This window comes from Nostoc sp. DSM 114161 (assembly GCF_052692665.1).
Window position 1 is genome coordinate 5,978,044 of sequence record NZ_CP195141.1, and the last position, 23,751, is coordinate 6,001,794.

The window sequence follows — 23,751 nt, forward strand, 5'->3', positions numbered from 1 at the left end:
TTAAAAATCCGAAATATAGCAACTCTTGTGTGTAGATTAGACAGGAGCAGTTTTGATTTGAATAGACTATATTTTTTTGTCGAATGAGTCAAAAAAGCTAGTCTACTAACAGCAAAACGTTTATCCTACAATATTTATCGAATTATTACAAATTAGACTGCTATGAAACTCATATTTTATTTTTAAAACAACTCTATAAAGCTCAAAAATCTGCTTTCCCGTTACCTATTGCTTATTGTCTATTGCTTAATATATCTACAAAAGCGATCTGCGCTCGTGAAAAAAAGCTTAATAATTCTTCGTAATAATTATGTTACAAAAATAACTTAAGAAAAAAATAAACATTGCTGATACTGCATAAAATTATACTAGACAACAGAAGAGTAAAAATATTTGCTGCAAAAAGCGAGTGAAGCTATGACACTAGGCTTTTCTCTACACAAACTAGAAAATGGCTCTAATTATTTGAGTTCTTCAGATATCCAAAGTTTTTGTCAACTTGAGTCTGAGCAATTAACTAGTCAAGAGCCAATTTTTTTCGCTCGGATCGTCTATCATGATTGTTTGCTGAAAAATCATCAGGAAGTTATCAATTATCGTCAAAATCAATCTCCTTTTTCTCAAAAAACTTTAGCTTATTTGCGGTCAGAAGCATGGCTAACAGACTTTCCGCCTGTTTTTACTGTGAATAAATTTGAACTCAAAGATTTTTCATCCATTTGTTATATTTGCCCCATAGGCTATAGAAATCAAAAACCGGAATACATCCAAATCATTACTGATGAACCTATTTCAAAAAGTTTGCAATTATACATCAAACATTCTGCCATGCTTTTGGGTAAGTATGTAGATATTTACTTAGACTATGGAAGACAAAAAAATGAAATTCAGCTTTTAGAAGATATTTTGCATCGAGTCGGCCATCAATTGCGTAATTCCTTAGGGCTGATTGGATTATATGCACATAATTTATGCTTAGGTTTAAAGGAAAATCCTTGGCAAGAGCAAGCAACAATCATCAGCGAAAGCATCCAAGATTTAGATACTAATTTAAACGAGCTTCTTGATTGCGGTCAAAGTGTAAAATTAAGGGTTACACTGCAAGATTTAAGAAGTCTAGTTGTCGAAAGTATCACCAATTTACAACCTTTGATTAATGAAAAGAAACTTCAAATAACCATTCCTGAAACATCTACAACTTTGAAAATAGATCGGCTACAAATGAAGCAAGTATTTGACAATATTCTGAGCAATGCCGTTCATTTTAGTCCAAATTCAGGAATTATTAGCTGTAGCTGGCAGATTTTTCAAGAGGAAGTTTTAATCAAAATTTCTGACCAAGGGCCAGGATTATCTCCAGAGGATTTACAAAAAATATTTACCCCTTTTTATTCCCGCCGTCGAGGAGGTACAGGGCTGGGTTTAACGATTGCTAAAAAAATTATTTTGGATCATCAAGGAAGTATTTGGGCACAAGTTTTATCGGAACGCGGGGCACAATTTTCGGTAATTTTGCCCAGACCCAGAAGTGGATAGACAATTTGTAATTCGTAATTAAAAAAATGAGTAATGCTAATAAAAAGCTTTCGGTTTTACTGGTAGATGACGAAGAACGTTTTCGTCAAGGGTTACGTACCCTGCTCAATTTTTATAATATTAGTTCTGCATTACCTGTAGAAATTGTAGGCGATGCAGATTGTGTAGACCAAGTTTTAAAATTCACTCACCAGAAGAGTCCAGATTTAATTTTGTTGGATATGCAATTAACAGGATGTGATGGGATTACGGTTCTAGCACGTCTAAAGGAAGCTGCTTTTTCTGGTAAGGTTTTAGTATTATCTGCTCATCAAGAAGATGACTGGATTTTCCGTGCAATGCAGGCGGGAGCGTCTGGTTATGTGTTTAAAAATCGTTTGGCGACTCAATTGTGTGAAGCGATTAATACTGTCACTAGATCGGAAATTTATTTACCTTCAGAAGTTGCAAGTCGATTTTTTCGGTTTTTTCAAGCTTATTCAGATTCTTCTGTCAGAGCATGTAATCAAGTGCATTTAACAGAAAGAGAACAAGAAGTTTTACATTGGTTAACTCAAGGCGCTTCTAATGAAGAAATCGCTAAGCATTTATATGTGACGGTTGCTACTGTTAAGGCGCATCTTACCAGTATTTTTGAAAAATTGAAGGTTACTAGCCGTACTCAAGCTATTGTGGCTGCACTCAAGTTAGGATTAGTTAAAGGTTGAGCGCAACGAAACTAGTCGGCGCAATTCACGAAATTTTTCTATGCCTTCACTAGAATCTTTTTATCAAGAATACCCTTGTTCGTACAATTCTCCCTTAAATTGCGATCGCCCTTTCCAAACGGCCCAGCAAATCAAGGGTGCTAAATTTTGCTTAGAATGCGGTTTTCTGGCAACTCTACCACAGGAGGCTGAGATTAAAGGCACTCAGGGTACTTATCAAATAAATAGTTATTTGGGCGTGCGGGGTTTAGGTCGTTTATACTCCGGTATCCAACTTAAAGATAAACAGCCTGTAATCATCAAAGAATATTTACTACCCAGTCGTTCTTTTAATGAAAACGAAACGATAAAATGCAAAGAAACTTTTAAAAGAGTAGGTGGAGTAAGTTTAGCTGATAGTCGAATTCAAAACTTTCGCCTTGTGGAAACTAAAGAAGCGATCGCTGATGATAAAGGAGAACGCTGCTATTTAATCGCTAAAGAAATAGACTCATCCCAAAGTTTAAATAAATATATCCTTGAAAAAGGAGCAATGACACCTCCCCAAGTGCGGGAATTCCTCAATCAAGCACTACAAACTCTCCAATTTCTCCACACCCAAAAGCTGCGTTTTCCTTCCAACCAAGTACAAATCGGTTTAACTCACGGCAACATCAACTTAGATAGTATTTTAATTAAATTACAAGGGCATCAAAAATTTTCTATATATTTTTGCGATTTAGCTATCTGGGAAAACTTATTTATTCCACCCATTATTCCTCAACCAACCCCCGCTAGACCCGAACAAGATTTACACTCTTTAGGAATGGTAGCTTTTTATTTATGGCTGGGAAGAACAACTAATTTACCTTCTAATCAGCCTTTAGATCCGAGAGACGATCGACAATGGCCAGATACAGATAATAATTTAAAACAATTTATCTATCGTTTAATGGGGTTGGAAACTCCTTTTCCAAGTGCAGAAGCGGCTCGCCAAGCACTGTTGCAACTTCCCAAACAAGATAATGTCAATAGTTCGGTACGTTCTTCTACTTCTGTTGAAATCGAAAAACGTTTACCAATGCCCTTAATTTTATTGCTAGGAATCCTGGCTTTTTTACTACTAGGTGGAGGCATTTGGTATTGGCTTTCGGGTAAGAAAACAAATGAACCTAATTTGGCTCAATGGCGTACACTTGTCCGAAGTTTTTCAGAAGTTCCCAATCTTCCTTCAGGAAATTTTACTTACACAGGAGAAAAAGAAAGTACATGGAGTTTTATTTTGACGCAACCAATAGACGACAACCGTTTAGGTAATTTATTGGCTCAACCCAGATCGGATGCAACAGCAATCTATAACTATGAATCTGTTTTATCAGGGGATGTAAATAATCCAATCAAAAGTATAGAAGAAGTACAAACAGGGAAAAAAGACTTTGCAATTACTAGTTTAGAAAATAAGATTACAAGCCAACTAAAAAAAGAACAAATTGCTTATGATGGATTAATTGTCTTTGTTGCATTTAATAAGAGAGATTCTAATCTGGCTAATGCTTTAGGAGGACAAATCAGCCTTGAGCAATTGCGGCAAATTTACACAGGTAAAATTACTAATTGGCAACAAATTAACACTAAACTGCCAAATTCTTTAGAAATCAAACCTTTTGCTCCCACCGAACCGGAAGCGATCGCTAAATTTCAAGAAATAGTTTTGAAAAATAATCCCCAAGACAAAGCTTTATTTGCAGCGAAAATTCCGAAACAAGATACCACAAAAACCCAAAACCAGATACGTAGGGAGACTTTAGAGGGACGAGCTACCGGGATTATCAGTTTTGGGATTATCAGTAAAACGTGGAAACAGTGTAGCGGTTATCCCCTAGCGATCGCTAATGGTAACAACCCTAGCCAACCTTTGTTTCAAAAACGCGATCGCCGCTCCATTAATCCCTCAGATGACTTGTGTCAGCATGATGATTATTATGTTGATGTTACTACTTTCCAAAGCTATCCTTTGGGATACCCTATTTTTGTAGTGTACCCTCAAGACAGTAACCGCCTAGCTGGTGGTTCTACATTTGCTCGGATGCTAACAACTCGTCAGGGCCAGTGTTTACTTAGCAAAGTAGGTCTTGTCGCTTTACAACCTATGCCTGATGATATAAATTCCTATGCCTGCAAATCGGTGCCCTAATCCTAGTTGCGAATATTTTAACCGCGCCCTGCCTAACAATGCTAAGGTTTGTCCCTGGTGCTCAACTCCTATAGGTAATGTAGTAACTCCTACATCACAACCACCTATTCAGTCACAGCCCAGTCAACCACCCATTCAACAACAGCCCATTCAACCACCCATTCAACCACCCATTCAACAACCACCTAACCAGTATCAGCGAACAGACCAACCCAACTACCAAGTTCCTCAACAAACCCCTGTAGATTATTCAACAGTCTATCAGCAACGAGTTTCTTATCCAGCAACACCTCCTGTTTACAACCCCCCGCCTCAAAGAGCGCCAGTTTTAAAGCTGATTCATAGCACTGGTAGAGAATTTCACCTCGTTGGTGAGGGAGGTTTTATTGGTCGTCGCAGTCAAAGCCCAGGAATAGCGCCGCCAGAGATTGACTTAACCGGTATTCCCAATGAGGGAATAGTCTCTCGTCGTCACGCGCGAGTCGATTGGGATTGGTCGCAAAATGCATATATGATTGTTGATATGAGTACAAATGGTATTTATTTAAACAACAATCTTCTAACCCCTGGAATGCAATATCGCGTACTGAACGGCGATTCGTTGAAATTTGGCCAGGATAATCTAGTTAATTTCACTGCTTATGTAATGTAACATTAAGCTGTTAATTTTCAAGATCGGAGAATGCATTAGTTTTGCAAAAGTTCTTAAATTTGATGGGGTAGTTGGTGGTTTATCAACTACCCTTCAATTTTGAGCCAAACAAAGCCTCTTAGTCTGAAAATTTTGCCATCAGTTTATGTCCGCAAACAAAGCAAAGAAACAAACAAATAACAAGGAAAAAATTTGCTGCAACCTGACAAAGAAATGTTATGAGTACTTAAGTAGAATTAATTACATACAGTATTTTTCTGTTCCTTTTTTCCCTAACCCCGAATCCTATTCCCTCTCTCCATCAATCAATCTAATTTTGGGCGATTACTTATAGCCATTTTTGGTTTAATAGACTACAACAGTAGGGGCAAATATTTGCCTACGAAATGTAGATGTAGATGTAGAGTGTGTTGTAGCCAAATGCTACACCTTGAATTGTTGAAGGTGTGTTAGCTATGGCATAACAGACCCTACATTTACGTTTATTAACATGCCTTGAAATATTAGCGCCAACTCACTTCCTAGCTGCTTTTGCCTACGAAATGTATGTAAAAAAAATTGCTGCGGATTATTTGATGATTGTCAGTTCAATTTAATTTCTATTATGCTAAAAAACACTGTTTTAGATCCTTTAGTAACGAGTACTCAGCGTACAGAAATTTGTCGGATTTTAGGCGAGACTTATAACCAAGAACATTGGAACGATTGGCGCTGGCAAATGCGGCATAGGCTGACTAAGTTAAAACAATTTCAGCAGTTATTACAGCTGACTCCTACCGAAGAACAAGGACTTTTAATAGCACCAGAAAAGTTTGCTGTAGCCGTAACACCACATTTTGCATCGCTGCTCGATCCGAAAGATCCCCTTTGTCCGCTACGGTTACAAGTGATTCCACGGCAAGAAGAACTTATTGTCAGTAGCACAGACTTGATAGATCCCTGTGGAGAAGATAGCGACACCCCAGTTCCGGGACTTGTACACCGCTACCCCGATCGCGTACTATTACTTGCTTTGGATAGTTGTGCGGCTTATTGTCGTTACTGTACTCGCTCTCGTTTGGTTAGCCAAGGCGAGATGCATCCAGTCACCCGGCGATTGGATGCGATTGTTGCTTATCTAGAAGAACACACCGAGGTGCGTGATGTTCTAATTTCCGGCGGCGATCCGCTGTTGATGTCTGATGAACCTTTAGATAATTTGCTGCGGCGACTGCGTGGAATTCCGCATTTGGAATTTATCCGCATTGGTTCCCGCGTACCGAGTTTCTTACCACAACGAATTACACCGGAATTAGTTGCTTTACTACGTAAGCATCGCGTGTGGCTGTCCTTGCACTTTTGCCATGTGCGGGAACTTACCCCGGAAGTAGCACAAGCTTGCGATCGCCTAGCTGATGGTGGTATTCCTCTAGGCAGTCAAACTGTCCTACTAAAAGGCGTAAATGATTCCGAAGAAGCACTAAAGAATCTATTTCACGGCCTCCTCAAACTGCGGGTGCGACCTTATTACCTTTATCAATGCGACCCAGTTGTTGGTACAGCACATCTGCGAACAAGTGTGCAAACTGGCATTGATTTAATCTCTAAATTGCGCGGTCATACAACTGGGTATGCTGTACCAACTTATGTAATTGATGCCCCAGGTGGTGGTGGCAAAGTACCAATTCAAGCTGAAACTTTAGTTGCCTATGAAAACGGTACAGCTACAGTCCGAAATTGGGCAGGTAAGACCTATACTTATGCAGATCCAGGTTAATAATGGATTGATTCTTACGCTTTTTATAGTTTGGTTTATATAGCAATTCTATTTGATTTGCTCTCCATCAGTGGGCTTCAGATCCCCGACTTCTTGAAGAAGTCGGGGATCTTTTTGTTCCAACGCCGAAAGTGTTAAAAAACCCTTGGAGATACTTGGTTATCAAGCTACTGTCCAAACTTTTGAAGTTGATGTCTAGACATTTTTCACCTTCAACTAACAGGCTGTTTCATTGCCTTTAAAGCAGAATTTGTCAAGATTGTTACCGAGAAAATTGTAAGTAAGGGTGACAATGCAATGAATATTTAAACACTTACGTATGAGTAAAATAGTTTATTGTTTATTTTACGTAAATCATTCCAAAGATAGTGTTTTTGTTTGCCACTTTCAGAAACTATTTATTCAGACATATTTTAAAAATAGTAGATCAAAAAATTAAATCTTTATAAGCATAAATACATAAAAGGCTAAAAATATGATTTTATTTGTACCGCAGCAAGTGATGATAGCGCCTCAATACTGAAGGAAAAAATGATGCCTGCTCTGCCTCTCAATAGCCAAAATCTTCCTTACCCCGATCCCATACACCCCATCATCGTCCACTTTGTCATCGCGATGGTGTTTTTTTCATTTTTCTGCGACGTAGTAGGTTATTTTACCCATAATGCGCGATTGTTTGAAGTAAGTTTTTGGAATATGTTTGTCGCTTCGGTGGCTATTTTTTTGGCAGTTATCTTTGGTCAGTTTGAAGCAGGACTGGCAAACAATTATCAAGCAGTTCAGCCAACATTAAATTTTCACACTGTTATGGGTTGGTCGCTAGCGGCGATCGTAGCTGGTATTACAGCTTGGCGTTTTGTAATTCGCAATCGGAATTCCTTAAAGATACCGCCAGCTTACCTTGGTGTCGCAACTTTTTTGATTTGTCTAGTCTGCTTGCAAGTATATCTGGGAAGCAAACTATTTTGGGTATACGGGTTGCATGTTGAACCTGTTGTTGAAGCAACCAAGCAGGGGGTCTGGCGATGAACTCGCAACTAATCGAACAATTGAGATTGAGGTTAGGCGCTAACGGATTACCTTACGAAATTCCCATACATCCACAATTGGTACATCTAACATTGGGCTTGTTTATTATCGCCATCTTGTTTGATATCGCAGGAGCATTTTTTCACTTAGGGCGACCAATTTTCAAATTTCTGGGTCTTCCTGCAATCCGTTCTGGGTTCTTCGATGTTGGCTGGTACAACCTTATAGGAGCTGCGGTTGTGACATTTTTCACTGTTGCATTTGGTTTTTTCGAGTTACTGCTGGCAAACCCGCCAGTGAATCAAAAGAGTGATTGGGGGTTGAGTCCTGGTTGGACAATGCTATTGCATGGTTTGGGTGGTATTTTGTTGTTGGGGATCGTTGTAGCTATGACTGTATGGAGAGGTTTGCAACGCGATCGCTGGCGCAAGGATGCTTCCCGACAAGTTCAGTGGAGTTACTTATTAGTAGGTATCGCAATCTTAGGTATTTTGTATGTTCACGGGACTTTAGGGGCGCAATTGGGGGAGGAATTCGGAATTCACGTCACTGCGGCCAAGTTAATCCAAAAGGGTACAAATCCAAATTTGTATTAATCATTAGTCATTGGTGATAGAAATTCCAAAAAATAAATTATCCAATTTCACTCCTTCAACAATTTTATGGTGAGATTTTTAGAATATTTACTGATAGCTGGGTGTATAGCAGTGTTGCTAGTCGCCAGCCATTGGATTGGGCAGCAAGCATATTCTTGGATGCCTGCGGAGGCTACAGCAGAAGCACAAAAAGTAGATAGTTTGTTTAGCTTTTTAGTCTCAGTTGGAGCCTTCATCTTTCTTGGCCTTGTTGGTATGATGATTTATTCAATGCTTTTTTTCCGGGCATCCAAGGAAGACTACAGCGAAGGGCATCCATCTAGAGGCGATGCGAGGCTAGAAATTCTCTGGACGGCAACGCCAACTTTGTTAGTAATGTGGATTGCTTTTCAAGGCTTCAATATTTATCAGCAATTAGATATTTTAGGTTTAAGGCAAATTGTTCATTTGCATACACCTCTAGAATTTGAAACAGCCTCCGCCGCAGAAGTGAGCGATGTACCCAAACCAGCTGACGAAACTATTGATGTTTTTGTGAAGCAGTGGGATTGGTCTTTCCGCTATCCAAATAATGTTAATAGTAATGAATTACACCTTCTTGTTAATCGCCGCACTCGTCTAAATATGCACGCCCAGGAGGTGATTCACGGGTTCTACGTCCCGGAATTTCGCTTAAAGCAGGATATCATTCCTGGGCGGGACATTGACCTTGTAGTTACACCCATTCGTGTTGGTAAATATAAGCTAAAAGATTCTCAATTTAGCGGTACTTATTTTGCTTTGATGGATGCAGATGTATATGTCGAACCAATTGAAAAATATAATCAATGGCTAACTCAAGTAACTAGCGAACCAATGACTATAAAAAATCAGGCTGTTGCTGAATATAGCCAACCGCCGAAGACATTATTTAAAACTAGCTGGTACACTGTCGCACCTGCTCAATCTGCTGTTGCAAATCAAAGGAAAGTCAGTAATGACACATGATAATATTTCTAATTTGGAAAATTCTGCAAACGACATTGCTGATAACTGGCGACAATACTTCAGCTTTAGCACCGACCATAAAGTTATCGGCGTTCAGTACATAGTAACGACTTTTGTTTTCTTCTTGATAGGCGGGTTGTTGGCAATGCTTATTCGTGCCGAACTGCTTACTCCGGAATTAAATGTAGTCGATCGCCCCCTCTACAACGGCTTATTTTCTATGCACGGGACAATCATGATTTTTCTGTGGATTATCCCGTTCAATGCAGGTATTTCTAATTACCTAGTACCTTTGATGATCGGAGCGCGAGATATGGCGTTTCCCTTGCTGAACGCCATTTCTTTTTGGATTATTCCACCAGCTGGTATTTTTTTACTGTCTAGCTTTTTGCTACCCAACGGCCCTGCAAAAGCTGGTTGGTGGTCTTATCCACCTGTTAGTCTGCAATTTCCCCCCAATCAACCGATTAACGGTGAATTTTTTTGGATTGTAAGTTTAGTATTGATTGGCATTTCTTCCATCATGGGAGCAGTCAATTTTATTACTACAATTTTTTGGATGCGGGCACCAGGAATGACATTTTTTCGGATGCCTGTGTTTATTTGGTCAGTCCTTAGCGCCCAGTTATTGCAGCTAATTAACTTGCCTTTCTTGACAGGTGCATTGGTATTACTATTATTTGATTTGGCTTTCGGAACACAATTTTTTAAACCTTTAGAAAATGGCGATCCGATAATTTATCAACATCTTTTCTGGTTTTACTCCCATCCAGCAGTTTACATCATGGCACTGCCAGCCTTTGGGATTTTTGCAGAAGTTTTGCCCGCCTTTTCCCGAAATCCTTTATTTGGCTATCGTTCGTTAGCACTCGCTTCCGTGGGCATTGCTTTAGTAAGCATTTTTGTTTGGGTGCATCATATGTTCACCAGTGCTACCCCTGGTTGGATGCGGATGACTTTTATGGTGACTTCAATGTTGGTGGCTATACCCACTGGTGTAAAAGCATTTGGTTGGACTGCCACAGTGTGGAAAAGTAAGCTACATCTAGAGACACCAATGTTATTTGCAATGGGCGGCGCAGCAATGTTTATTTTTGGTGGTGTTACTGGTGTCATGCTTGCCGCTACACCCTTCGATATTCATGTCAACAATACTTACTTTGTGGTAGGTCACTTTCATTACATTGTCTTCAACACCATCACGATGGCAATTTTCGCAGCCATTTACTTTTGGTTTCCCAAGATTACTGGACGGATGTATGCTGAAGGCTGGGGTAAGTTGCATTTCTTATTAACCTTTATCGGTGCAAACCTAACTTTCTTCCCCATGCACCCATTGGGTTTACAAGGAATGTTGCGCCGCATCTCCTCCTATGACCCACAGTATCAAGGATGGAATGTTATCGCTAGTCTAGGAAGTTTCTTACTAGGAGTATCTATATTACCGTTTATTGCCAATATGGTAGGTTCGTGGCTATACGGCCCAAAAGCAGTAAATAATCCTTGGCACGCCACCGGACTAGAATGGACAACCACATCTCCGCCGCCGCGAGATAACTTTGAGAATATTCCCGTGGTGAAAAGACCCCCTTACGACTATGGCGATCCTAAATACTCTGTGATTCAAAATTCTGACAACGGTGAATCGGCACAATGATGAGGGGGTGGGGAGATGGGGAGATGGGGAGTGTGGGGGGAAAGATTTCTTCTCGATCCTCCCACACCTCCCACACTCCCTGCCTGCCCCATGACCAATGACCAATGACCAATGACCAATGACCAATGACTAATTTATGACCCGTCGTATCATTCATATAGATGAAAGTCCTATCCGTTTTGAACGGTGGCGGCGATACTTACCAAATTGGTTGCAGCGTTTTTTGCCAAGTGGGGGCGGAAATGTTGAAGACCATCATGGCAAAGGTATGTTCGGGTTTAGTGTATTTCTGCTATCAGAAAGCTTAGTTTTTGTGAGCTTTATATTTACATATATTGCTTTGAGGTTGACCCACTCAAAAAGTTGGTTGCCACCGGGTGTTTCGGGAGTGGAATTATCTAATTTCGTGATTATTAATACGGTGGTTTTGCTCTCTAGTAGCTTTGTGATTCAACCAGCCGAAAATGCTCTTAAACGCGGCAATTTAAAGAGATTTCGGTGGCTTTGGTTGATGACGATCGCAATGGGAACCTACTTCTTAATTGGTCAAGGAATTGAGTGGAGCAAACTCGATTTTGGGTTAAGCACAGGACTACTGGGTTCAACATTTTATCTATTGACGGGTTTTCATGGCCTCCACGTTCTTACTGGTGTAATTCTTCAAATAATTATGCTCATTCGCTCATTTATTCGGGGGAATTACAACAAAGGTCACTTTGGCGTCAGCGCAACTACTTTGTTTTGGCATTTTGTTGATGTAATTTGGGTCTTTTTATTCTCACTTCTGTATTTGTGGCGAGCATAAAAATATTCAAAAAGTAAGTTAAATTTTTTCAGGAGTAAATTTATGAAGTTATTAGCACAAGAATTACCGTCTCCGAGAGCAATTCAAGAAACTCCGCCACCTGCGACAAAAGATCCACTGATTGCACGTAACTTACAAAAAGAACAGTACGTTGGCATTATCGGACTAGCGATCGCTCTAATTGCTGCTGTCGGATTTTTTAGCCGCAGAGTCGAATACGCTATTATATTCGCTGTTATTCTGAGTGCCATTCTCATCGCTTTCTTGTTATTTGTATAACAAATTAGTCATTGGTCATTGGTCATTGGTCATTGGTCATTGGTCATTAGTCATTAGTCATTAGTCATTTATCCCCCTGCTCCCCCTGCCTCCCCTGCTCCCCCTGCCTCCCCTGCCTCCCCTGCCCCCCTGCCCCCTGCCTCCCCTGCCCTCAATTTATGAACAGCCCTGTTTACCAAACTGTAATTCTCGGTGGTGGTTTTACCGGATTATTTACGGCATTAAACCTAGCTCACGAACATTATCCTCGCTCTGTGATTTTGATTGATAAAGATGAGCATTTTTGTTTTAAGCCCTTGCTGTATGAATATTTCGATGGCGAGATGGATACCTTTCAAGTAGTACCGCGTTTTTCAGAATTACTTCGAGGTAGCGGTGTTATCTTTGTGCAAGATACAGTGCAGTCGATAGATCTGCATCAACAGGAAGTCCAATTAGCTTCAGGAAACTCCTATAAATACAGTAACTTAGTATTAGCTTTAGGCAGTGTTACTGGCTATCATGGCGTTGAAGGTGCCAAAGAAAATGCTTTTCCTTTCTGGATGCGAGCAGATGCGATCGCTCTAGATCGTCATTTACGCGAATGTTTCCAAAAGGCACTTAAAACCGAAGATGCAGAAGAACGTCAAAAACTATTAACAGTAGTTGTAGTCGGTGGTGGTGCTTCTGGTGTGGAAATGGCAGCTACTTTAGCAGATTTTCTCCCTCATTGGTACGGCGCTTTGGGAGGTAACGCATCTGAAATTCGTGTAATTATACTCAATCATGGGCAAAAAATTCTCGATGGCGATATTAACGATCCGCTACGCCCAATTGCTGAAAACGAATTGCAAAAACGCACTCTACCAATTGAAATTATTAAAGGAGCAGAAGCTACCGCTGTTCGTCAGAACGCAGTTGAATATAAGAGTAATAATCAAGTCAACACACTGCCGACATATACCACAATCTGGACGGCTGGTACTTCTGTTCATCCACTGATTCAAAACTTACCAATTCCTCAAGAACATCGAGATCGCCACAATCGTCTTTTAGTTACTTCTAATATGCAATTGCTCGATTTTCCAGAAGTTTTTGCAGGCGGAGACTGTGCGGCTGTTCGGGATAATTCGTTACCACCAACAGCCCAAGTAGCTTATCAACAAGGAACTAATATTGCCAATAATTTGAAAGCGATCGCCACAGGAGAAGACCCCAAACCTCTTCGGGTTAATATCCGAGGAACTCTCTTAAAGCTAGGATTAAATGATGCTGCTGCTAACTTATTCAATGCTTTTGAAGTTGTAGGCGAACCTGCACACTTAATTCGTCAAGCCACTTATTTAACACTATTACCAACCCCAATTCATGACTTCAAAGCTACAACTGAATGGCTGGATGAAGAGATTTTTCATCACCACCTCGACCCCCAAGATACAGGTAAAAAAGTAGTACAAGCAGTAGAGTTAGTTGGTGCAGGAGTAGTTAGTGTTTTAGTTGCAAGAAAATTGCTACGAATGTTAGGAGAAAAGGACAAAAGGGAAGAGTGAGGAAGAGTTTTTTTTGCAAGCTCGATCCTAAATTGTGAGGAAAAGGAGAATTCATTGATGAATACACCTACATGTAACAGTTACTCGTGAGTTTAGCTATAGGAATTAAGATCCTTCAGGGTATTGAAAACTGTTATAAATTTTAGGAATTGCATCATGAATTATCCTTTTCAACATAACCTAGTGATATCAGTGAGTACTTGCCAGCATAAATGAATAAAGCCATCCGTTCATCAGCCCTTACCCGTAGACGTTTAATTGAAGCAGCCTCACAGGTATTTGCTAGTTTAGGGGTTCAAGGAGCAACCACCCGTGAAATTGCTCGTGTTGCTGGTGTGAATGAAGTGACTTTATTTCGCCACTTTGCTAGCAAAGAACAACTTTTGGGAGCAGTAATCGAAAATGCTTTGGCACTCCAGATAGAAGCTCTTGCACACCCACAAGCGTGGACACAGGATTTGAAAATTGATTTAAAACGGTATGCCCAACTTTACAATACTATGTTAGAGGGGCATGAAGACTTAATTCGCACCTTCATTGGAGAAGCCAAGCGTCATCCTGAGGCAGCTAGACAAGTGATTCAACAAGCTGCCAAACCATTAGGAGAAAAACTAGTAGCTTACTTGCAATGTAGTCAAAGACGAGGCATCGTGAGAGCAGATGTCGATCCATTTCCAGCAGTCGATATGTTTACAGGAATGTTGTTAGCTGGAATGCTATGTCGTACTGCAAAATTCAATCAAGGCAACTATAGCTGTGAGGACTATATTGAAACTTGTGTAAATATTTTTGTGCGTGGTATTAGCATTACTCCACTTTAAGAGGTTATTTATAAAGTAAACCTTAAATCGTAGGGTATGTTATGGCAACGCTTAACGCACCGATAATTATGATGCCCTCTGGCTAACCATCAATGGAATTAGAATAGATGACATTATTTACTTTACTCTCCCTGAGCAGCGCGATCGCCAATTCTCTACATGAGTATTGCTTAGTGAAGGGGAATAAAATCACATTCTCAAAGCCTCTATTAGGAAATGATATTTAGAGGGATATCAAGTGTTTAATACAACATTACTTTTTACACATCGCCTCAGAATTATGTTTAGAAAGGCCTTGTCATAATTCAAACTCATATTTTCTAACCTAAGAATTAAGTATTATGTCTGACAATCTTCAACTATTGTTGAATTTAGATAGCTAATTTTTGGAATTTCTGGTTAATATCTAATGAACCGCAAAAACGATAAATATTCTATTTAGTGGTGTGTTGATTCTTGCTGAACCAACTATTACGAGGAATTCGATATGACGGCTATTACTACCATTTCAATAGTTGAAAAACAAACTGTAAAGCTTGTATCTACTTTACTAATTTGGCTGGTATATCTGTTTTTTTTGCCTTATATCTATGCTTCATTAAATATTTTTTCACTCTTGTTTATGCTTTTCCCAGGAGTTTATCTCCTTTGTTTATTGGCACAGTTTATGCATGAATGTTGGCATGAATATTTACCACGTATCGATAATAAGCTTTTTTACTTAATATTATCTTGGATAATTTTTCTCGACCCACAAACTTTTAATATAGTACATCCTTTTCATCACTCTCAAGTAAATACTTACAACGATATCGAGTTTCATCCATTAGGAGAGATTAAAAATAAACCATTGCGAATTATTTACAATTTATTAGAAATATGTTTGGGAAATATATTTATTTTAATAGTAGCAAGCTTTCAAATATTGCAGCATCCAAAACTAAAACAACAGTACTGCTTGAAAAAATTAATAATCTCTATTGTGATGCGGATTTTTATTTGGGGTGGAGTTGGTTACACTTCACATTTGCTATTAGGAGTAACTACAGGACAAATTATAATTTCTTATCTGATTACCTGTTGGATGGGATCTTTTATGGTTCATCATTGCGAACTCATCGAACATGGAAACTTGATTGTAGAAGGAGATTTAAAAGAGCGTAATTTACAAACTAGAAACTTGAAACCTTGTGGTATTTTAGAAAAAGTTTTTCTGTTTATTACCCATAACCATTGTCTAGAACATTCATTACATCACTCTATGTCTAATACTTACACCCGACCATTTCCCCAGACAAATGTTTTACCAGAAAACACAGTGTATATCTCATTGGCTGAATATTTAGTAATTCTCAAAGATATGCTCATAGGTAAATGCCTAGTTATTAATTCTAAATAATTACAGATGATTGCACCTTGCTGAAGCAACGATTATCGTAGGGGACACAACATTGTTCATTGGTGTCAACTTAAGCTCAAACTGTTGCCCCACAATTACCCCACCCCCAACCCCTCCCCTTGGTAAGGGGAGGGGAGGTTTTGCGCCAGCAAAACCGGGGTGGGGTAACGCGGATCTTGATGTTAAGTGAGATGGCTGAATATCAAATCTTTACAAGGGTTTCACGTTAAGTTGACACCAATGCAACATTGTTGTACCCCTACCCGTGTAAGTCATTTACGTGAAATACGCTGTATGTTAGTTTTCTTGTCCGATTGGCCGAATGAGAATTTCATTGACATTTACGCGCGGCGGTTGAGTAACAGCATAAACGATCGCAGCAGCAACATCTTCGCTTTGCAGAGGTGTAATTGATTTGCGTCGTTCTTGAATACGTTGTTTGCTAACGGGATCGGTAATATGGTCGTCAATACCTGTGTCAACTAAGCCAGGTTCGATGATGGTGACGCGAATATTATCCTTATAGACTTCTTGACGCAATGCTTCCGAGAGAGCATTTACACCCCATTTAGTAGCATTGTAAACACCCACACCAGCCCGTGCTGTCCGCCCTGCAACTGAGGAAATGTTAACTATATGCCCTGACTGTTGCTGTTTCAAAATCGGCAAAGCTGCGTGAGTAACATACAGCACCCCTAGAACATTGATATCAAAAGATCGCCGCCAGTCCGCCGGATTTCCTGTCTCAATAGTACCGAGCAAAGCAATACCAGCATTATTAACTACAATATCTATCCGACCGAACTCTGCATTGGCTTTGCTTGCTAAGTTATTTACCTGAGTCTCATCAGTAATATCAGTGACAACTGGCAAAGCGTGACCACCACTAGCTTTGATGCGTTCTGCCAATGCCTGAAGCAGCTCGCCACGCCTAGCAGCTAGGACTACTTTTGCTCCTTCTGCCGCTAAGGCGATCGCTGTTGCCTCTCCAATTCCCGAAGAAGCTCCCGTAACAATTGCTACCTTATCTTGTAATTTACCTGCCATTTGTCATTTCTCCTTAGTTATTATTTATCGGGCATTGGGCATGGGGCAAAGAAAGATCCCTCCTTTTCCCTTTTCCCTTTTCCCTTTCCCCTTGGCGAAGCCATCTCCCCTACCCCTTCTTCAATCTCAAAACAGATGCCATTGCTGCCCCACACAGTACTAGGGCGGCAAAACGAAAAGTTCCTTGGAAGCCGACAACAATTGCTTCAGGAGGAGCAACGGACACATCTGCACCAAGAGCCATAGTAGCGATTAACCCTCCAAATACTGCCCCAAATAGAGAAACACCTACGGTGTTACCTGAGGTGCGTGACAAAGACAGCAACCCAGAACCAATCCCTAGCCGTTCGCGAGGTACTGCTCCCATAACGGCGCTGTTGTTGGGGGATTGAAATAAACCCAGCCCAATACCGTAAATAAAATAACGGGAGATATAGCCCAATTCAGTGAGTTGAGCATCAAAGGTGCTAATCCCCAAACAACCGCCAATCATCAACCCCAACCCAATTGAGCTAATCAATTGAGCGCCAAAGCGGTCTGCAAGTGTTCCAGCTAAAGGAGCAATCAACCCACTCAGTACTGGCGATACTGCTAGTAGTAGTCCTACTTTTACTGTGGGATATTGCTTTACTCCCTCTAAAAAGAATGGGACGATCAGTAGCGAACCGCCAATGACAATGAACGCTAGCCAACCACTAAGCAAACTCATACTCAACTGAAGATTGCGAAACAAGTGCAGTTCTAGTAGTGGCTGCTGTATCATCGTTTCAACTATCAAAAAAATCGTCAAACTAACGGCGGCGATCGCTAGTAATATCAATGCATTAATACTACTAAAGCCTTGGCTTTGCCCTAGTGTCATACCTAGCCCAAAACTACCCAAAGTTAATAAGGCCAATATTGCTCCAAAAGGGTCAAATTTCTGTTTACCCTCAATAATTACAGAAGGTGGCACTACGCGAGCGACTAAGAAACTAGCTACGATCCCCAGCGGTACATTGATCGAAAATATACTATGCCAGCCTGACCAACCCAGCAGTAACCCGCCAGCCGAAGGGCCAAAAGCAATACCCAATGACACCACGCTACCGATGATGCCTACAGCTCGACCTCGTTCGGAAGAGGGAAAAACTTCTGTAATAATTGCCAAACCAAGGCCGGAGATGAACACAGCACCTAATCCTTGAAGTGCCCGAAAGCCGATTAACCACTCGATACTAGGTGCAAGACTACACAACAGCGAACTGAAAGTGAACAAAATAAGCCCGCCTTGATATAACGACTTTTTGCCCCACATATCCCCCAGCCGAGTTGCTGCCAAAACCAAACCGGAACTGACCAACTGATAACTCAATACAGCCCATTGAGTTATGGGGAAAGTCGTGTCAAAAGCTTGTACCAATGTGGGTAAAGCAACATTGATAATGCCCACATCCAGAGTAGACATGAACACCCCAAGTCCCACACCAACTAAAACCCAATTTTTTTGAGAGCCTGACAAAGCCAGAGGTTCTGCTTGCAATTTTCCCAACGTTTAGTCTCCGCCCTTAACTTTACGATTATGAATAGTTTGCATACGTATATTAATTGTAAGTTGTTACCATTACTGCCAAGCTTAACAAAGAACCGTACAGTAAATACGGTAATTTGATAGACATAGTGTATTTTATGATAAATTTGAAGCCGCACAACATTAGACTTCTTGCAGAAGTAGGGAAAAGGGTAAGGGGTATGGTTCGACAAGCTCACCAACCAGGGGAAAGCGGCTCATAAAAACCCTTTTCCCTTTAACCCCTCTTGCAAAAGTTACTTTTGCAAGAGGTCTATTCAACTGAAATCAGAATCAGGAATGCGGGAAAAACTTTTTGATTTACTGAAATTACGCAGAGATTTCAGTTCAGATGCAGTGAGGTCGCGCCATTGGCCTGGTTGTAGTTCATTTAATTGTAAGTGTACGATGCTGACCCTGACCAATCGTAAAGTCCCAAACCCGACAGCCGCAGTCATGCGACGTACTTGGCGGTTTTTTCCCTCTGTCAAAGTTATTTCCAGCCAAGCTGTTGGTACATTTTTGCGAAATCTAATTGGTGGGTTGCGTTCTGGTAGCTGTGGTTCTTCTGGTAACAACCTAACTTCTGCTGGCTGAGTGCGGTAGTTTTGAATTTCGACGCCTGTTTGCAATCTTTTTATCGCTTCTGGGTCAGGAATTCGTTCTACTTGTACCCAATAGGTGCGTTTATGAGCAAAACGCGGATGGGCGAGGCGATGTTGCAATTGTCCATCATTGGTTAATAGCAACAAACCTTCACTGTCCCAATCTAAGCGTCCCACAGGATAGACATCAGGCACATCAATATAATCTTTGAGAGTGCTATGTGTGGGAGTTTCTTTTGTAAATTGGCTGAGAACTCCGTAAGGCTTGTAAAAAATAATATATCTATGGTGATTAGTCATTAGCGATCGGTTATTGATTATTTTCTATGTTTCCCTATCTACCCCACTTACCATTTTGTTTATAGCGATCGCCACTCTGAGTAAAATCAATATTACACCCACTCATTAACACTTGTATTTTTATTTAAAAATACATAAATACACAAGCAAGACACGCTAAAAAAAATTATTGTTCGAGTAGTAAGGCTTCACTAAATAAAGATTTTAGCAAGCAAATTAACCCAACTAAAGATAAAACCAGTTCAAAATAGACCTTGAATAGTCTATTGTATATATTTTGTTATCGTGGAAGTTAATCCCATAAGAACCCAGGTAGTAGGTATTTTCAGTATTGTTTATACCACCAGTCCCATTGAATAAATTAATATACATATAACCTCCAAATACAGTCTGACTTTGAGATGGAGTTAGGTTGTGTATGAATATCCCTAAGTCAGTAGGGTGGCAATAATAAATTACGATTTTAGCCATTGTTTTAATTTTTCCTCAAAAAATACAATTTACTTTAAATTTTTTGGATAAATATGGAAAAATTTCGACTATTATATATATTTTTGTATTCAAAAAAACATTGATATTTTAAAACATATAGCAGTCCTATTTAATTTGTGAAAAATATAGAGAAGGCAACGTAGAGGCGCCAGCGCCTTGCCGCAGGCTACCGCAAAGTACGCAAAGGCAAGAAAGAAGAAAGAGATATGAAATTTTCACAAATGATTTAGGAGCGTTATAAATCATTAGAGTTCTTGCAAAAGTCCTTCTTTGCGTTCTCTTCTCTGCGCCTCTGCGCCTCTGCGTGATACAAAAAAATATTTATGCAAGAGGTCTATTTTTTATAATAAGTTTGTTAACATCATTGGTAAACTTCTTTAACTAGCCGACCGTCTTCTATATGAATTATTCTATCGGAGATATCTAAAATTCTATTGTCATGGGTAACCATTAAAATGGCACAATTTTGTTCTTTAGCTAATAATTGCATGAGGTTAACAATATCTCGGCCTGATTTACTATCTAACGCTGCGGTAGGTTCATCAGCCAGAATTAATTTCGGATGGTTTACTAAAGCACGGGCAATTGCTACTCGTTGCTTTTGACCACCAGAAAGTTCGCATGGATAGTAATTAATTCGATTCCCTAATTTAACAGCATGAAGCATAGCTTCTGCTTTTATTTTAGCTTCAGACTTAGAAATATTGTTGTCTAATTCAAGGGGCATTTGAACATTTTGCTGGGCTGTTAAGAAATTTAGTAAATTATGAGATTGAAAAATATAGCCGATATGACGACGTATTTGTACTAAGCGATCGTTACTGGCTCCATAAAGCTCTTGATTGAGAAATTTCAAGCTTCCCTTTTGAACGGAACGCAGCCCACCAATTAAACTCAGCAAGGTTGTTTTTCCTGAGCCTGAAGGGCCAGTCATAGTCACAATTTCGCCATGTTTAATTTGAAGATGGATGTTAAATAAAATTTGACTTTTTAATATTTGTCTGCCAAAGTAGTGATTCAGGTTTCTGACGCTAACAATAAAGTCTGCCATGACTAAATAAAAAATAATTAAGTTAATTATGCAAAGCTAAAAAAAATCGGCTGGATCTACATTCCGCAGTTTTTTTGTAGATATTAGTCCAGATGCTAAACACATTAAAATTATAAATAATAATACTATAGCTGCTTTATCTACGCTCATGCTAATTGGTAAGTTAGTAATACCTTGAGCTACATCGTACAAACCTATAGATATAGCAAAGCCAGGTATGTACCCAAAAGAGGCTAAGATTAAAGCTTGTTGGAAAACTACAATCAGTAAATATTTATTTTTAAAACCCATTGCTTTGAGAGTTGCATATTCAGCTAAATGGCTAGTAATATTACTATAAAGAATTTGATAAACGACTACTACACCAACAATAAATACCATAGTCACCATCAATTGAAACACAAAACCAATAGGTGCTCTGAGCGTCCAATAGCTTTTTTCCAAATTAATAAAATCTTCGCGTGTCATTACTATTACGTCTTTAGGTAATTTGGCAGACAAAATAGCCAAAACTTTTTGGGGGTCAGCATCGGCTTTGAGGTTAATTAAGCCTATATCTACATTTTGTGCTGAACGACCTTGGAATATTTGGAAAAAAGTGGAAGCACTAACAATTAAATTTCCATCAACTCCAAAGGATGGGCCGAGGCTAAATAATCCACCAACTTTTACCTTATAACCAATTGATGAAGTATAGTTAAATATTTCCAGTATTACAGGTTTACCTTGTTCAAAAGTTTGAGGAATTGGCCCAAATTGTGACCGAGATTTACTGTCAAATAAAACTATATTGGGCAATTGTAACAAACTATGGTTTTGCTGAATATCTGGTAATTTTAAAATTGGTCTATTCGGCTCAAATCCAAGTACATATATGGGGAACTTTATCCCATTTATTAAATTTTTTAGCTTGGCGAACTGCATATATATTGGGTTGACTGATTCTATTCCATCACATCCTAATATTTGATATAAATACCAACGCGGAAAGCTTTGATTGAATGTCAAAGATTGATATTGAGTGCTGATTATAAATAAATCACCTTTGAGATTGTTATGTAACTGCGTAGCACTAGTATATAAAGCATCTTGAAAACCAACTTGAATAAACATCAATACTGCAATAAAAGCAATTCCAGTGGAAGCGACAAAAAACCGAGCTTTTTGTCGGGCTAGCTGTAGCCAAGCTAGAGATATATTAATAATCATTTGATAAACCTAAATTGATAAATATGAGATTGCTTACTCAAAAAAATCAAACTGTGCCTATAGATTTAGATGTCAATGCGTATCTGTACCTGTAAATTAGTAAGAGCAGCAATTTGTTTATTATTTTCCATATTCTCGATGCGAATTTTTACCTTAATTACTTTGTTATCTGTATCGGCTTGCAAATTATTAAACATATTTTGTTGCTCAACTTGCAAACCGATATCTGTGACTGTTCCCCGTAATTGCTTTGGTAAAGCATCACTAGTAATAACGACTGACTGACCTAGACGTACTTTTTTAATATCAGTTTCATAAACTTCTGCTATTGCATACATCTGTTGTGTGCGACCTAAGTCAGCTATTCCCGTAGCGCCAATAATTTCTCCAGGACGAGTACTAATTTTAAGAATTTGACCGGCAATAGGCGATCGCACAGAACTTAAATCTAATTCTGCCTGAGCTTGTTTAACTGAAGCTTTCGCACTCTCGACATTAGCCTGTGCTGCTTGCACATCAGTAGAACGGACTTCTGTAATACTTGCGAACTTGGCTTTGGCCTCCATCAACTGCTGTTGAATAGTTTCTACAATTCGATTGTGAGAAGCCTTAGCTTCGTTATACTGCTGTTGAAGAATTTCGACTCGCAAACGCCTAGCTTCTGACTCAGAAGCAGAAATAGCACCTACTTTGTATAGCTGCTGATAGCGCTGATTTTCGCTTTCAGCATTACGTAATTCAGCTTCTAAGCGAGCAGTTGTGGCTTGTTGTGCAGATATGGCTCCAGACAAATCAGCTTCTAAACGAGTAATTGTTGCTTGCTGTGCAGAGATATCTCCAGCTTTGGCTCCTGCTTTTACTTGATTTAGATTAGCTTGCGCTACTAAAACTTGTTTTTGTGCTTTTTCTAAAGCTGCAAGACGGGGATAATAACTATCAAGAACAGCAACTATTTGTCCTTGACGCACCCAACTTCCTTGTTTGACAAAAAGTTTCGCTACTCGAACACCCCCTTGAGAATTAGGGGCAGATAAACGAATAATTTCTCCTTCAGGTTCTAAAGATCCTAAAGCAGTAACAGCAGCGATCGCGGGAGAATTACTAGGAGTAGGTGAGTCTAGTTTAGAGGTCAACTGAAATCGTGAAAAGCTATAGAAAGAAAGTGTAACAGGAACTATAGCCATAGCTGCTGACAATATTATCAGATACCAACTTACAGGTTTTGTTAATGGCTGCCTTTGTTTGTATACCATAATTATTTTTTCCAAGTTAATGTGTAAAGCTTCTGCATTTAATTCACCCCAAAAGTTACAGCATAATTTAAGAATAAAGCAAATTTGAGATCTAGCTTTGTTACCTAAAATTTGTACTTCACTTAGTGAAAATAAAAAATGTTTAAGTCCCGTTAGTCAAACTTAAAACTTGTGGTGTCCCTATAGGTAACATGATTACGAAATTAATAGTTAATCTGGAAAAGTCAACCGTAAAAAGCTTGTTACCATCTATAGAAAACAGGCTAAGGCTATTTGAAATGTTATTGATACCATCCTGAATGTTAGCCAAATCAACACC

General features: G+C 39.4%; 20 protein-coding genes. 14 read left to right on the forward strand and 6 right to left on the reverse strand.

All coding sequences use genetic code 11. The annotated features are described in order from the left end of the window. Window positions 1–417: 417 nt before the first annotated feature. The 14 genes from NSTC745_RS25365 (at window position 418) to NSTC745_RS25430 (ending at window position 15,926) form a co-directional block, all read left to right on the forward strand. On the forward strand, window positions 418–1,536 hold the full coding sequence (locus NSTC745_RS25365) for a sensor histidine kinase (protein WP_445633442.1): 1,119 nt from the start codon (window positions 418–420) through the stop codon (window positions 1,534–1,536). Window positions 1,537–1,562: 26 nt separating this feature from the next. Further along, window positions 1,563–2,243, forward strand: a complete 681-nt coding sequence (locus tag NSTC745_RS25370) for a response regulator (protein ID WP_445633443.1) — start codon at window positions 1,563–1,565, stop codon at window positions 2,241–2,243. A gap of 40 nt (window positions 2,244–2,283) precedes the next feature. Continuing rightward, window positions 2,284–4,416, forward strand: coding sequence for a substrate-binding domain-containing protein (locus NSTC745_RS25375; RefSeq protein ID WP_445633444.1), 2,133 nt, complete (start codon window positions 2,284–2,286; stop codon window positions 4,414–4,416). Next, complete coding sequence (locus NSTC745_RS25380) at window positions 4,394–5,068, forward strand: FHA domain-containing protein (protein ID WP_445633445.1); 675 nt, start codon at window positions 4,394–4,396, stop codon at window positions 5,066–5,068. The genes NSTC745_RS25375 and NSTC745_RS25380 overlap by 23 nt, the downstream gene beginning before the upstream one ends. A gap of 604 nt (window positions 5,069–5,672) precedes the next feature. Then, window positions 5,673–6,824: a KamA family radical SAM protein gene (locus NSTC745_RS25385; RefSeq protein ID WP_445633446.1), complete on the forward strand. Its 1,152-nt coding sequence runs from the start codon at window positions 5,673–5,675 to the stop codon at window positions 6,822–6,824. Between the two features lie 534 nt (window positions 6,825–7,358). Then, window positions 7,359–7,853: a DUF2231 domain-containing protein gene (locus NSTC745_RS25390; protein ID WP_445638682.1), complete on the forward strand. Its 495-nt coding sequence runs from the start codon at window positions 7,359–7,361 to the stop codon at window positions 7,851–7,853. Then, window positions 7,850–8,449, forward strand: a complete 600-nt coding sequence (locus NSTC745_RS25395) for a DUF2231 domain-containing protein (RefSeq protein WP_445633447.1) — start codon at window positions 7,850–7,852, stop codon at window positions 8,447–8,449. The genes NSTC745_RS25390 and NSTC745_RS25395 overlap by 4 nt, the downstream gene beginning before the upstream one ends. A gap of 66 nt (window positions 8,450–8,515) precedes the next feature. After that, on the forward strand, window positions 8,516–9,436 hold the full coding sequence (locus NSTC745_RS25400; protein WP_445633448.1) for a cytochrome c oxidase subunit II: 921 nt from the start codon (window positions 8,516–8,518) through the stop codon (window positions 9,434–9,436). After that, a complete protein-coding gene (locus NSTC745_RS25405) occupies window positions 9,426–11,093 on the forward strand; it encodes a cytochrome c oxidase subunit I (protein ID WP_445633449.1) in 1,668 nt (555 codons plus the stop codon). Before NSTC745_RS25400 ends, NSTC745_RS25405 begins: the two co-directional genes overlap by 11 nt. A 136-nt stretch (window positions 11,094–11,229) precedes the next feature. Beyond that, a complete protein-coding gene (locus NSTC745_RS25410) occupies window positions 11,230–11,898 on the forward strand; it encodes a cytochrome c oxidase subunit 3 (protein WP_445633450.1) in 669 nt (222 codons plus the stop codon). Window positions 11,899–11,940: 42 nt separating this feature from the next. Beyond that, window positions 11,941–12,177, forward strand: coding sequence for a hypothetical protein (locus NSTC745_RS25415; protein WP_445633451.1), 237 nt, complete (start codon window positions 11,941–11,943; stop codon window positions 12,175–12,177). A gap of 158 nt (window positions 12,178–12,335) precedes the next feature. Then, window positions 12,336–13,706, forward strand: a complete 1,371-nt coding sequence (locus NSTC745_RS25420; RefSeq protein WP_445633452.1) for an NAD(P)/FAD-dependent oxidoreductase — start codon at window positions 12,336–12,338, stop codon at window positions 13,704–13,706. 212 nt (window positions 13,707–13,918) lie between these two features. Continuing rightward, the gene (locus NSTC745_RS25425) at window positions 13,919–14,527 is read left to right on the forward strand and encodes a TetR/AcrR family transcriptional regulator (protein ID WP_445633453.1); all 609 of its coding nucleotides are present in this window, start codon (window positions 13,919–13,921) and stop codon (window positions 14,525–14,527) included. Window positions 14,528–15,014: 487 nt separating this feature from the next. Beyond that, the gene (locus NSTC745_RS25430) at window positions 15,015–15,926 is read left to right on the forward strand and encodes a fatty acid desaturase (protein ID WP_445633454.1); all 912 of its coding nucleotides are present in this window, start codon (window positions 15,015–15,017) and stop codon (window positions 15,924–15,926) included. A 297-nt stretch (window positions 15,927–16,223) separates the two neighbouring features. Here NSTC745_RS25430 and NSTC745_RS25435 read toward each other — a convergent pair whose 3' ends face one another. The 6 genes from NSTC745_RS25435 to NSTC745_RS25460 all read right to left on the reverse strand — a co-directional run bounded on the left by NSTC745_RS25435 (window position 16,224) and on the right by NSTC745_RS25460 (window position 23,432). After that, window positions 16,224–16,973: an SDR family NAD(P)-dependent oxidoreductase gene (locus NSTC745_RS25435; RefSeq protein WP_445633455.1), complete on the reverse strand. Its 750-nt coding sequence runs from the start codon at window positions 16,971–16,973 to the stop codon at window positions 16,224–16,226. A gap of 109 nt (window positions 16,974–17,082) precedes the next feature. Beyond that, window positions 17,083–18,504, reverse strand: coding sequence for an MFS transporter (locus NSTC745_RS25440; protein ID WP_445633456.1), 1,422 nt, complete (start codon window positions 18,502–18,504; stop codon window positions 17,083–17,085). A 296-nt stretch (window positions 18,505–18,800) separates the two neighbouring features. Beyond that, window positions 18,801–19,427 (reverse strand): rRNA large subunit pseudouridine synthase E, encoded by a 627-nt coding sequence (locus tag NSTC745_RS25445; RefSeq protein WP_445633457.1) that lies wholly within the window; start codon window positions 19,425–19,427, stop codon window positions 18,801–18,803. Between the two features lie 853 nt (window positions 19,428–20,280). Continuing rightward, window positions 20,281–20,970 (reverse strand): DevA family ABC transporter ATP-binding protein, encoded by a 690-nt coding sequence (locus NSTC745_RS25450; protein ID WP_445633458.1) that lies wholly within the window; start codon window positions 20,968–20,970, stop codon window positions 20,281–20,283. 36 nt (window positions 20,971–21,006) lie between these two features. Continuing rightward, window positions 21,007–22,179: an ABC transporter permease DevC gene (gene devC / locus NSTC745_RS25455; RefSeq protein WP_445633459.1), complete on the reverse strand. Its 1,173-nt coding sequence runs from the start codon at window positions 22,177–22,179 to the stop codon at window positions 21,007–21,009. A gap of 65 nt (window positions 22,180–22,244) precedes the next feature. After that, window positions 22,245–23,432 (reverse strand): ABC exporter membrane fusion protein, encoded by a 1,188-nt coding sequence (locus tag NSTC745_RS25460; RefSeq protein ID WP_445633460.1) that lies wholly within the window; start codon window positions 23,430–23,432, stop codon window positions 22,245–22,247. Between the last annotated feature and the right edge of the window lie 319 nt (window positions 23,433–23,751).